Annotated in this window: 16 protein-coding genes and 1 tRNA gene; 13 read left to right on the forward strand and 4 right to left on the reverse strand. The window is 65.3% G+C overall.

Going from position 1 to position 11,137, the window contains the following annotated elements; genetic code table 11:
* Window positions 1–331 (forward strand): mycothiol transferase (locus VFG33_RS15040; protein WP_325026752.1); only part of this gene is annotated, 331 nt, incomplete at its 5' end.
* A 197-nt stretch (window positions 332–528) separates the two neighbouring features.
* Here VFG33_RS15040 and VFG33_RS15045 read toward each other — a convergent pair.
* Window positions 529–1,038, reverse strand: a complete 510-nt coding sequence (locus VFG33_RS15045) for a protein kinase family protein (RefSeq protein WP_325026754.1) — start codon at window positions 1,036–1,038, stop codon at window positions 529–531.
* Between the two features lie 277 nt (window positions 1,039–1,315).
* Here VFG33_RS15045 and VFG33_RS15050 point away from each other — a divergent pair, with 277 nt between their 5' ends.
* Together VFG33_RS15050 and VFG33_RS15055 are read left to right on the forward strand one after the other, a co-directional pair.
* Complete coding sequence (locus tag VFG33_RS15050) at window positions 1,316–2,026, forward strand: CPBP family intramembrane glutamic endopeptidase (protein ID WP_325026756.1); 711 nt, start codon at window positions 1,316–1,318, stop codon at window positions 2,024–2,026.
* Between the two features lie 105 nt (window positions 2,027–2,131).
* Window positions 2,132–2,596 (forward strand): GNAT family N-acetyltransferase, encoded by a 465-nt coding sequence (locus VFG33_RS15055; RefSeq protein WP_325026758.1) that lies wholly within the window; start codon window positions 2,132–2,134, stop codon window positions 2,594–2,596.
* 151 nt (window positions 2,597–2,747) lie between these two features.
* Here the strand turns inward: VFG33_RS15055 and VFG33_RS15060 are convergent, their stop codons facing one another.
* Complete coding sequence (locus tag VFG33_RS15060; RefSeq protein WP_325026760.1) at window positions 2,748–3,074, reverse strand: hypothetical protein; 327 nt, start codon at window positions 3,072–3,074, stop codon at window positions 2,748–2,750.
* 259 nt (window positions 3,075–3,333) lie between these two features.
* Between VFG33_RS15060 and VFG33_RS15065 the strand changes: the two genes are divergently transcribed.
* The 6 genes from VFG33_RS15065 to VFG33_RS15090 all read left to right on the forward strand — a co-directional run bounded on the left by VFG33_RS15065 (window position 3,334) and on the right by VFG33_RS15090 (window position 6,408).
* Window positions 3,334–3,567 carry a hypothetical protein gene (locus tag VFG33_RS15065; RefSeq protein ID WP_325026762.1) on the forward strand — a complete coding sequence of 78 codons (234 nt, stop codon included), beginning with the start codon at window positions 3,334–3,336 and terminating at the stop codon, window positions 3,565–3,567.
* On the forward strand, window positions 3,564–4,133 hold the full coding sequence (locus VFG33_RS15070) for a DUF6879 family protein (protein ID WP_325026764.1): 570 nt from the start codon (window positions 3,564–3,566) through the stop codon (window positions 4,131–4,133). The genes VFG33_RS15065 and VFG33_RS15070 overlap by 4 nt, the downstream gene beginning before the upstream one ends.
* 10 nt (window positions 4,134–4,143) lie before the next feature.
* Window positions 4,144–4,992, forward strand: coding sequence for a helix-turn-helix domain-containing protein (locus VFG33_RS15075; protein ID WP_325026766.1), 849 nt, complete (start codon window positions 4,144–4,146; stop codon window positions 4,990–4,992).
* Window positions 4,993–5,087: 95 nt separating this feature from the next.
* Entirely contained in the window at window positions 5,088–5,627 is a 540-nt protein-coding gene (locus VFG33_RS15080) for a GNAT family N-acetyltransferase (protein WP_325026768.1), read from the forward strand.
* A 194-nt stretch (window positions 5,628–5,821) separates the two neighbouring features.
* Window positions 5,822–5,968, forward strand: coding sequence for a DinB family protein (locus VFG33_RS15085; RefSeq protein WP_325026770.1), 147 nt, complete (start codon window positions 5,822–5,824; stop codon window positions 5,966–5,968).
* The gene (locus tag VFG33_RS15090; protein ID WP_325026772.1) at window positions 5,965–6,408 is read left to right on the forward strand and encodes a mycothiol transferase; all 444 of its coding nucleotides are present in this window, start codon (window positions 5,965–5,967) and stop codon (window positions 6,406–6,408) included. Before VFG33_RS15085 ends, VFG33_RS15090 begins: the two co-directional genes overlap by 4 nt.
* Before the next feature lie 163 nt (window positions 6,409–6,571).
* On the opposite strand, the gene VFG33_RS15095 is transcribed toward VFG33_RS15090, so the two are convergent.
* Window positions 6,572–7,066: a DinB family protein gene (locus tag VFG33_RS15095; protein WP_325026773.1), complete on the reverse strand. Its 495-nt coding sequence runs from the start codon at window positions 7,064–7,066 to the stop codon at window positions 6,572–6,574.
* Window positions 7,067–7,722: 656 nt separating this feature from the next.
* Here VFG33_RS15095 and VFG33_RS15100 point away from each other — a divergent pair.
* Entirely contained in the window at window positions 7,723–8,286 is a 564-nt protein-coding gene (locus VFG33_RS15100) for a dihydrofolate reductase family protein (protein ID WP_325026776.1), read from the forward strand.
* 221 nt (window positions 8,287–8,507) lie between these two features.
* On the opposite strand, the gene VFG33_RS15105 is transcribed toward VFG33_RS15100, so the two are convergent.
* Window positions 8,508–8,583 (reverse strand) — tRNA-Arg (locus VFG33_RS15105).
* Window positions 8,584–8,734: 151 nt separating this feature from the next.
* On the opposite strand from VFG33_RS15105, the gene VFG33_RS15110 reads away from it, so the two are divergent.
* The 3 genes from VFG33_RS15110 to VFG33_RS15120 all read left to right on the forward strand — a co-directional run.
* Window positions 8,735–9,289, forward strand: coding sequence for a hypothetical protein (locus VFG33_RS15110; RefSeq protein WP_325026778.1), 555 nt, complete (start codon window positions 8,735–8,737; stop codon window positions 9,287–9,289).
* A 220-nt stretch (window positions 9,290–9,509) separates the two neighbouring features.
* Window positions 9,510–10,091 (forward strand): hypothetical protein, encoded by a 582-nt coding sequence (locus VFG33_RS15115; RefSeq protein ID WP_325026780.1) that lies wholly within the window; start codon window positions 9,510–9,512, stop codon window positions 10,089–10,091.
* The coding region (locus tag VFG33_RS15120) for a hypothetical protein (RefSeq protein WP_325026782.1) at window positions 10,088–11,137 on the forward strand (1,050 nt) is incomplete at its 3' end. The genes VFG33_RS15115 and VFG33_RS15120, both read left to right, overlap by 4 nt.

The following is an 11,137-nucleotide window of genomic DNA, read 5'->3' on the forward strand; positions in this document are numbered from 1 at the left end:
GTTCTCCCAGCGCATGCGGGGGAACGAGCGCCAGACAATGTGGAAAGACGACTACTGGGACGCCGACCCCGACTGGGAGTGGAACTCGGCCGCCCAGGATTCCCCCGAGGAACTGCACGCCCTCTGGCAGAGCGCGGTAACCCGCTCTCGCGATCTGCTCTCTAAGACCTTGGCTGACGGCGGCTTGGACCAGCCGGCGCGACGCGGCTTGCCGGACGGTCGCACGCGCAGCGTGCGGTGGATCGTGGTCCACATGATCGAGGAGTACGCCCGCCACAACGGCCACGCCGACCTCATCCGCGAGTCAGTGGACGGCCTCGTCGGGGAGTAACGGGCTAGGCACACCCGCCGGCCCCAGTACCTGTCGACAACGGCTGATGGCAGTCGCGCTTAGGTCACCAAGCCTTAGGAGCTGGGGTAGTCCGAAACCAGCGCCGTGACCCAGGCGTCATGGTGCTCTTCGATGTACGCGGCGGCCGGCCCCCAGTGGTCGCCATGACCTTCTGCGTAGAGCCGCGCCCATGGCCTCTATGTCGCCTCTCGGCACAAATGGCACGAACGCACTTGCGGCGTAGCCGAGATCCCACAATCGTGATGAGGGCCCGCGTTGTCCCAGTCGATGAACACCCAGCGATGATCATCGCGGACCAGGTTCCATGGAGCGAGGTCGTTGTGGCAGATCAGGTCGACGCCTGCGGGGTTGGGGACCACCACCTGCCAGGTGACATCTGACGGTGGCTGAAAGGTCTCCATCGCGTCATGGAGCTCGCGAATCAGCCGCCCAACCCGACGCAGCTCGTCCGGTGAGAAAGGAAGCAGTGTCTCGGCAATAGCGCCCGGTATGTACTCAAGGACATGCCGCCCGCACTCGTCTCGTCCCAACGTGCGTGGAGCACCTTCGAACTGCTTTTCGGCTAGGTGGCTGAGGACGGCCTCGACTCCGGACGTCTGGACGAGGGAGGGTTTCCGCACGGTCGAGCCCACCCGGACTACCTGCGCGGCTACGTTTCCTCCCGTCAGGACCTCTTCAGATTCCACGACGTGATCATGCCTTGTATCGACCGTGACCCACCGCGCGCAGTACGGCGGGGTAGGTCTAACACCACCATGCATCGACAGCTTGGCACCCTCATCGATTGCCGACAATGCAGCCAGGATCTAGGCATGGTTTCGACGAAGTGCGTGACAGGGGACCGTGGTGGCCGCGACTGAGTCTTTACGGATCGGCGACGCGAGGGCGGTGGTAGGTCAGCGCCTGATCGGGTTCTTTGCGGTGTCCCTGCTACTGAGCTGGATTCCATGGATAGTGCTCGGCGTGGTCGACGCGAATGTCGACGAAGGGCTCGGTGCTCTGGTCTTCGCCCTGGCCGCGAGTGGCCCGTCGCTGGCTGCGTTGGTGATGTGGCTGCGGTACCGGCGAACCGACCGGATGCCCAAGCAGGTGACCTGGTCCTGGGGTTGGCCTCTTGCAGCTGTGGTTCTCGGCTGCGCCCCACCAGTACTGGCGGCGCTGCTGATGGGTGTCGACGGCATCCCGCAACATGCCTCATCGGTGATCGCTGGTGCCGGCGGACCGCTCGGGGCCTTGGCCTACACACTCATCGCCGGCCCGCTGTCCGAAGAGTTCGGCTGGCGGGGCTACATGCAGCCCAGACTTCGCCGGTACTACGGACGCATCGCCGCGACCGTCGTTCTCGGTACCGCATGGGGACTGTGGCACGTCCCGCTGTTCTTCCTCAACGGCACCGGCCAGCACGACAAAGGCCTAGTCAGCCTGGAGGGCCTCCTCTTCTTCCTCGGCCTCTTTCCGCTGACCTACACAATCTTGTTCGTCTCCGAGCGCCTCAGAGGCGGAGTCTGGGCCGCGGTCCTGCTACACGCCGCGTGGAACCTCTCGGAGGAACTGATCCCGCCACTGAGCTCAACCGGACTGTGGGTAGAGCTCTTCTTGACCACCCTGATCGCCATCAGCGTCGGCCTGCTCTGGCGCCGCTCACCCCAGCCGCAGCTCACCGCGAGCCAGTAGCTTGACCATCCACCTGAATGACCGGGATTCGCCTACCGTTGATCTCGTGGCGACCTGGAGCGCACCGACCACCGCTACAGCACGGCCTCGACTTACGCTGCCTGCATGACGACTACGGTTCGGCTGGCACCAGTCACTCCAGCAAACTTCGACGTCGCGATCGGCATCAAGGTCAGCGCCAATCAGGAGCACCTGGTGGAGCCGGTGGTGCAGTCCCTTGCGGAGGCGTACGTCTACCGAGACTTTGCGTGGCCTCGCGTCATCTTCGACGACGACCGGCCAGTGGGCTTCCTGATGGCTTTCCTCGACCTCGACTTCACGGGTGACGGAAAGGACTTTCGTTCGGGCCTCTGGCGGCTCAACATTGCCGCTGGCGAGCAGGGCCGTGGCTATGGCCGCTTCGCGGTTGCCGCTGTGGCCGACGAGATCCGTCGCCGCGGCGGCACCCGCCTGACAACCACCTGGCACCCGGGCGAAGACGGCCCAGAGGGCTTCTACCTAGCGCTCGGCTTCCAAGCAACAGGAGAGTTGAGCGGGGGCCAGACGGTCGGCGAGTTGGAGCTGGGCTAGATCTCAACGCGTTGCCATCGGGCAGACTCGCGCCAGCCGGGCAGATCGAACGCCCAGCCGGGCAGATCGAACGCCCAGCCGGTAAGGAGAGTCATTCAGTTGGATGACGGAGCGAACGCGGGCGCAGGGGCCAGCACGCTCGCTCCGCCGCTTAGGTGGCGGGATTGATGAACAGGACCTTTCCGCCGATGTGGTGTTCTAGGTGTGCCTTCATCTCCACCGGATTGCCGAGGGCGGCGAGGTGAACGACGCTCGGCATGATGACTGTCCTCACGTTGTCTCTCCAGACGTCCGAGACCATCTCTCCGAACGCGGCGAGCACGGTGTGCGAATCCTCCACGTAGGTCATGAAGAGGATGAAGCCGCGGGCGACTGCGAACTCGACGATGGCTGTCTTCAAGGCGGGCAACTCAGAGTCCGCCGTGAGTACGTGCGCCCCGATGTAGGCGACCGCAAACGGATTAGAGACAGGGGTCATGACCGCTTGCTCTGGTCACTCCAACGGACCTGGTCGATCGGGTGCTGCTTCCACACCTGGTTAAGGACATCTGCGTGGCTGCTCAATCGTCTCTCCGCTGATGAAGTAGAGCGGCTGGGTTGAGCACGACGTTAGGGAGTCGCTACCTAGCGTGGAAGAAAGTTGCTCCAGATTTCTCCGATGGACGTTGACTGTTTCTCGGCGAGCCGGGAGTCTTGAAGAGCAACCCCATTCATTTCAGTTGCGCAGGGAGATCCCTATGGACCAGCCGAAGCACCTCAAACACCTCGCTACCGATCCGAACTCTGGCAAGGATGGTTGTCCGTCGTTCTATGCGACCGAGGATGGCCGCTACATCGTTCAGGGGTACGCGCTGACCAGTGCTGATGCTCGAGCCCAGTTGGTCAACTTCCCGGAGGGTGAAGACGCGGTGATCATCACGAAGGGACTCGCGGATCTGATCGTTGCCCACCACAACGGTACGAAGGCGTGAGTGAATCGACCTTCGTCAAGGTGGGTCCGGAGTTCGTCCAGTTCGCTCGTAGTTACCAGCACACGGCGTACCGGCTCGAGGTGCGGGACAGCTATGCCGACCGGGGTGAGGCCGAGCATGTACGCCGGTTCCTCGCGCGGGAGCCGGCGGATGACTCGTGGATGGAAGACTGGATGGGCCTCATCCTTCGGCGGACGCTGGAAGGTCAGCAGGTCGAGCGGGTCCGGGTTGTGTCGGAGCCGTGGTCGGACTACACGCGGTTCGGGCTGAATCTGTCCCGGCTCAACGTCGCCGCCGGAGAGGATATCCGGTACTTGTCGCGTGGACAGGCAACAGAACTCGGGCTGCCGGACTACGACTACTGGCTGCTCGACTCGCACAAGATGTGCATCCTTCGCCACGATGAGCGTGATGTCCTACTCGGAGCCGATGTGATCAGCGACCCCACGGTCGTTGTCGAGCACGCGCACTACCGCGACGTCGCTCGGCATTACGCACTGCCAAGAGCGGACTACCTCGGCCAGTACGACGACGGGTTCCTCAGCAAGCAGAACATCACCAAGTAGGCGAGTGTGGGTGTCCAGTTTCCAGCGAGCGCGCGAGGCGCTCGGCAACCGCCTCCGGGAGATGAGGCTGGACGCCCACCTCACTGGGCGCGACTTGGCGAAGGCGACCGGCTGGGTGCCCTCTAAGGTGTCCAAGATCGAGGCCGGCAGACAGACTCCGTCCGACGCTGACCTGGAGCTGTGGGCGCACTTCTGCGATCGCGAGGCGCTGGTTGGCGAGCTCGTAGCGTCGCTGCGTTCCCTCGAGCAGCAGTACGTCGAGCACCGGCGGATGTACCGTAACGGGCTACCGGCTCGGCAGCGGTCGATCGGAGAAATCGAAGCCAAGACCAAGCTCACCCGGAACTTCGAGCCCTGCTTCGTGCCAGGCCTGCTGCAGACAGCCGAATACGCCCGCTTCCGGTTCGCCGAAGGGGATCCAGGCGACAACGAACGCGGAGCGCCGAAGTACGAGACCGAGGTCGATGAGGCAATCGCTGCACGAATGAAACGGCAGCAGATCCTCCACCGCGGCGAGCAGAAGTTCCACTTCGTCATGACCGAGGCGGTACTCCGCTACCAGCTCTGCCCACCCGACGTGATGGCCGGCCAACTCGGCCACCTCGTCTCGATGACCACGCTGCCAACCATCCGGGTAGGCGTCATCCCCTTCGCCACCCAGTTGGCCGTCGCCCCGATCCACGGCTTCTACCTGTACGACAACACCCTCGCCTTGGTCGAACTCTTCACCGCCGTCCTCAACGTCACCCAGGCAGACGAAATCGGCGCCTACGAACGAGTCTTCGGCCACCTCGCCGACGCGGCCAGCTACGGCACTGAGGCCAGGACCCTACTGACCAGCCTCCTCGACCAGCGATAGTCGACCGCCTGCGGCACAGAAGTGGCTCGAAATCGCCCACGTATTCCTCTAAGAACGCCGTAGGCGAGAGCCGATCCATTGGTACCTTGCCCGCCATGCATGAGCTTGGACCCGTCGCCTGGCCACCTGCCCCGATCAGGACCGAGCGACTCGTACTCCGTGAGCCAGAGCCCCGCGATCGTGCGGCACTGATCGAGTTGTTCGCCTCGCCGGAGGTAGGCACCTACATCGGTGGCCCTCGACCGCGTGACGAGCTCGAGGGCACGCTGCCTGAGGCACCGACGCGGCGCCCGGGCCTTTTCGCGATCGATCTCGACGAAGCGATGATCGGCATGGTCACCCTCGATCGGCGCGACTCAGAGCATCCGGATCACGTCGATCCGGAGGTCTCGCTCGGCTACATGTTCCTTCCGGAGGCGTGGGGATTCGGGTACGCCGGCGAGGCGTGCGCAGCCGCACTCGACTGGTTCGCCGGCGCGCTTCCCGACGAGCCGGTGGTGCTCTGCACCCAGACCGCCAACGACCGCTCGATGCGCCTCGCGGCAAAGCTGGGGTTCACCGAGGTGGAGCGCTTCGAGAAGTACGGCGCCGAGCAGTGGTTCGGCGAATGGCCCTCGGCCACGCCGTCCGGTTGACGCTGTGCTCGACAGCGAGCCGGATCCCACGAGGCCGTCCTTCTGGCGTGTCCCGGGGACGACAGAAGCCCAGGTCGTCCACCTGAATGACTGAGCTTTTGCTGGCGCACTCGGAGGGATTCGAACCCCAACCCCGTTAGCAAGCCGCTGCGGGTTGGCTTCTCTGCCATCTGGATGGATGTAATCCTCTTTGCATGATCGATGAGTTCGCCAAGGAGTACCTCCACGACGGTCTGCGGTGGGGGCGCGCATCTCTGCTGGGCAAGCTAGACGAGCTGTCCGAATATGACGTGCGCCGTCCGCTCACCAGGACCGGGACCAATCTCTGCTCGGCCTGGTGAAGCACCTGACCTTGTCGGAAGCTCGATACTTCGGAGTGATCTTCGATCGTCCCTATCCGGAACCGATCCCGAGCTTCGACGATCCAGGGTTCCAGAACCGCGACTACCTGTGGGTCACCGAAGATGAGTCACGCGCCGACATCATCGACGGGTATAACCGAGCGTGTCAGCACGCGGACGCGACCATTGACTCATTGCCGGTCGACGCGCCAGGGCGTGTGCCGTGGTGGCCGCAGCCTGACGTGAAGCTGTTCAACGTCATGGTTCACGTGTTGACCGAGACGAATCGGCATCTCGGTCACGCCGACATCCTCCGCGAGCAGCTCGACGGAGCTCTCGGGTCAGACTCAACCCCGTCGTCCGAGCACGACGACGCCGACTGGGCCACGCATCGGGCGAAGATCGAGAAGGCAGCCCAAGCGGTACAGAGCAACCACTGAGCGAATTCACATCCGTGGAGCGGTCAGACACCTACGCCGTGTTTCGAAGGTCGGTGGGGCTGGCAGATCCAGGTGTAGTTGTCGCCGGCGGTGACGTACTCGGCGGCCACACTCCACATCGTCGCGATCAACGAGCCGCTCTGACCCAGTTGTGAGACGGGCTTCAATGGCCTGTTGTGCCGTCGATCGCCTCTCGGATGATGTCGGCGTGACCATTGTGCCGCGCGGTTTCCTGGACCATGTGGACCAGGATCGCCCGCAGGTTGGCCTCCGCTCCCGACGGCGTCCTGACCACGTCGTCGAGCCCGCCGGCGGCCACGACGGCCCGGGCCCGCTCGCAGGTCAGTAGGTATTGCCCGACCAGCGCGTCGGCCGTCTCATCGGGACCGACGCGAAAGTCCGCATCTGGGTCACCGTCAGTCGAGAACAGATCTGGCTCGGGCAACCCTCCGTAGATCCTGAGGAACCAGCCATGCTCCGTCTCGGCCAGGTGTTTCACCAGCCCCAGCAGGCTGAGTCCAGACGCCGTCATCGGCCGGCGCAGCTGCTCGCCATCGAGCCCTTCCAGCTTGCGAAGCAGGGTGGCGCGGTGGAAGTCGAGCTGCTGTGTCAGCGCCTCGCGCTCGTGAGCCAGACGATTCGGCACGGCCCGCTCCACAGGCGACGTAAATACCATGCGCCGACAGTACGACCGACCTACGACAACACCTGCTCAACCCCCAACCTTCTGATCCGTAGGAGCGAGCAACAGACGGTTAGCTCCTGGCGCAGGGTGAAGCATGGGCTCCGAGGTTGTCCCGATGGCGGTTCGTGTGGACCTGTTGGGGTCAGACTGGGGTCAGCCGGCAAGCTGCCGCATAACCGGCTTGGAAGCATTGAGCGAGGACCAGGAGCCGGCCCGCCCGAGCACGATCGGTGGTCTGTCTCGGCCCGCCGAGTAACCGTCGTTGACCTCATCCAATTGCACGTTAATTGCACGGCATCTACCGGGCTGAGCAGTCTGTTCGCGTGTGGAGTGGGTGCGCTGCTTGCTGTGCGCGGGCGGGGTTGAGATTAGGCGGGTTGCCCTGGTCGGCCGAGTGGGCGCCGCTGCGCGCACCGAGCACGAATGACTACCGCCGAACTCGGATCGCGCATTGATCAGTTTCCTGCGCCGAGCCGATCTAGACTCCCGAGACCGACTGTTTGGTGAGAATTTCTGCGCCGGCTGTCGGATCCGAGGTGGGGCGTTCGTAGTGGTGGGCGGCGGCCCGGGCGCGGCCGCCGGACAAGGAGTGATGAGATGCGACCCCTTCGACAGAAAGGCGTGGCGCCATGCGGAAACTGATCTACGGCATGAACCTGACCCTGGACGGCTACATCGCCGCGCCCGGCGACGACATCGGCTGGGGCAGGCCGAGCGACGAGCTGTTTCAGTGGTGGCTCGACCAGGAGTTGGCGATCGGGCTGTTGATGTACGGGCGCAAGCTGTGGGAGGCGATGAGTTCCCACTGGCCGACCGGCGACCAGCAGCCCGACGCCACCCCGGCGCAGATCGAGTTCGCGCGGAACTGGCGGGACACGCCGAAGGTGGTGTTCTCCTCGACGATCGACAAGGTCGACTGGAACACCCGCCTGGTCACCGGCGACGCTGTAGCGGAGATCACCCGACTCAAGGCCGACGACGGCGAGCCGATGAGGGTCGGTGGCGCCACGCTCGCTGGGGCGGCCATGCGGGCCGGGCTGGTCGACGAGTACGAGATCGTCACCCATCCGGTGCTGGTGGGCAACGGCACACCGTTCTTCACCGCGCTGGACAGCTGGGTGAACCTGAACCTGGTGGAGACGCGGGCGTTTCCCGGCGGCGTGGTCCTGACCAGGTACGAGACGAGGCGTTGAGCGCGATTCCTTTGCTGCATGTCTGAGCGAGTGGCAGCATGCCCCGGAGCAAGGTCCACGAGGCCTTGGACAAGCGGGCGCAGCACGTGCCTCCGGGTGGGTGGGAGCGGCCTGCGGAGCGGGCGACGGAGGAGGCCGCGGAGTGGGGTGCGTGGGGATGAACCACAGGTCCCCGGAATGACAAAAGCCCAGGTCATCCACCTGAATGACTGGGCTTTTGCTGGCGCGCTCGGAGGGATTCGAACCCCCAACCTTCTGATCCGTAGTCAGATGCTCTATCCGTTGAGCTACGAGCGCCGGACAACGTCGAGTAACGATACACGCGGCGGGGCGGGAGGCGCTAATCGGGGTTGGAGGGGGCTGGAGGGGCCGGGCGCGGGGCGACGCGCCGGGGGTGGGTGGGGGTGAAGCGGGGGCGGATGGGGTGAGTGGGCAATAGCATCCGGGCATGGGTATCGAGGATTTGCTGGGTGGGCGGGATCTGGGGGATGTGAAGAAGGCGGTCGGGTTCGTGATGGAGAACTCGGACGACTTCGAGAAGGTGCTGAAGCTGGTGCGGGACCTGCCGGACGATGCGCTCGGGTTCATCGGGCGGTTGCCGGAGCTGATGAAGACGATCGGCGGTGGGCTCGCGGAGGCGGGTGAGCAGGCGGCGAAGGCTGCTACGGCGTTGGTCGGCGAGGACGGCGAGAGTGGGGCGCGGCGGGCGCTCAGCGGCAGTGCGGACACGATGCACGCGGCGAAGGACAAGCTGAAGGACGCTGCAGCGATGCTGTCGGGACTGGCCGGCGAGCTGGACAAGATCCCCGGCATCGGCGACGCGGCGGCCAAGCGGCTGAACGACGGCAGCGGCACGATCGGCGGAGTCGCCTCGGAGGTCGAGAGCCTGGCCGGCAACCTCCAGGACCTCTCAGGCATCCTCGCCTCGGTCGGCGAGGCACTGTCGGGCCTCGGCACCAAACTCAGCGAATCCGGCGGCTCAGTAAAGACCCTCCTCAGCTAACCATCACACCGGCACTACGCGCCCGCTGTCGGCGCGGCTCCACGCCGTGTGCACTGCCTGGCCACCTCCTCATCGGACCAACCAAACCCATGCGCCCGGCTGCTTGAATCACCTTCCACTTGCTGGAACCGGGGTGGGTGGGGTGGCGTCTAAGGGGGCGTGTCTGGGGCCTGGGGGTTGAGCGGTAGTGGAGAACCTGCGCGTGGCTAGGGTCGCGGGCATGGCGAGTCGACTGGTGCGGGGTACTGCGATCGCGAGCGGGATCGCCGCGGTCGCCGGGCTGGGGATCGGCTTCGCGGCCGGGGAACCGGTCCGGGCGAAGGACATTGCTCCCGCGCGCAAGTTGCCGGCGGATCTGTGTTCGCGGCTCGGCGACATCTCCATTCTCTTGCCTGCAGCAACCACACCGGTGCCGTTCACGCAGACTGGCGCGAACGACGTGCACTGCCAAGCCAAGGTCGACGAATCCACGCAGCCCGCCTATACCGCTGCCACGGTCGACGTGACCATCACCCCGCAGGCTGGTAAGGCGCCGGGCGCGGGTCAACCTCCGATCCCGCCGGAAGTCGCGGCCAAACAGGCGTTCGAGCGGAAGCCGTGGGACGACGTGGAGGACCGGCCCTATCCGACCAGGAGCCACGTGACCGGGCAGGCCGGTGGACAGGACTGGCTGATCTCGGTGCTCGTGCAGCGCGCGGACATCGTCGTACAGGTGGACTACAAGGCGTACCCGGTCGAGCGGGAGAAGGCAGAACAGGCCGTGCTGGTGCTGGCGGATCGTGCGATCTGGGAGTCGAAGTGAGTGGCGCGCCGGCGCTGCCCGGGTATCGGCTCGAGCACCTACTGCTGGAGCACTCGCTGGCAGAAATCTGGCGCGGGCGGTCGTTCACCGGGATGGAGATCGTCGCGCTGGTACTGAGCGAGGCGGGGGCAGCGGATCCCGCAGTACGGGAGCGACTCGGGCGGGCGAGCCGGAGTGCGGCGCTTGAGCCCGGGCAGTTGGAAACGCCGCTGTGGGCGGCGAACTTCAGTGTGGAGCGGCCGTATGCGATCACTCAGTTGGTGCCTGGTCGGTCCGGCGCTGAGCGGCTGATCGATCCCCTGGACGGACTGCTCGGCAATGACGAGCAAGCCCTCGATGCCGTCCGCAACCACCTCTCCCAGTACGGCGCCGCGCCCGCCGACCACCAGCCAGCACAGGAGCCGGTACGCCGGGGCGCGGGGCTGGGGCCGGAGTCCGGAGAACTGGGACTGGAGGGTGAGGCACCAGGGTGGAACGCAGGGGCGCCGGGCCGCGACGACGCGGCGGGGTCGGGAGATGCGGCCGGACTGGGAGATGTGGGGGGCGACTCCGGAGGTCTGGCTGGTGCGGCGGTGGGGGTGGGTGGCAGAAGGAAGCCGTCGAGGTGGGTGTATGTCGGGGTGGTGGTTGGGGTGTTGGTGGTTTTTAGTGCGTTGTATGCGGTGGGGGTTGCGGTTGGGGCGGCCGTGAAGGATGACGAGTCGGTTGCGGGGGCGCCGCCTGCGCTGGTGAGTCCGGGTCCGTTGCCGGCGTCCGTGTTGCTGCCGCCGATCTTGAAGATCAAGACCGCCGCGTACACGCCTCCGAGTGCTTTCGCGGGACTCGTTGGCGCGACCTACGCACCTAAGGCCGACGTGCAGGTTGTCGACTATCTCGGGTTGCCTTTTGCCTTCGGGTTCCCGCGGCCGCCGGAGGGGAATCAGAACGCCGACTCCGAGTCCGCCTCGATGATCTACCGGCGGGTGCAGGCGCTGAACTCGCAAGGACAGGCGATCCTGACCGTGCGGATGGCCCTGCATCCGTGCGAGAACCTGAGCAGGTGCCTC

The sequence above is a fragment of the Kribbella sp. genome, assembly GCF_035687465.1.
Lineage (GTDB): Bacteria > Actinomycetota > Actinomycetes > Propionibacteriales > Kribbellaceae > Kribbella.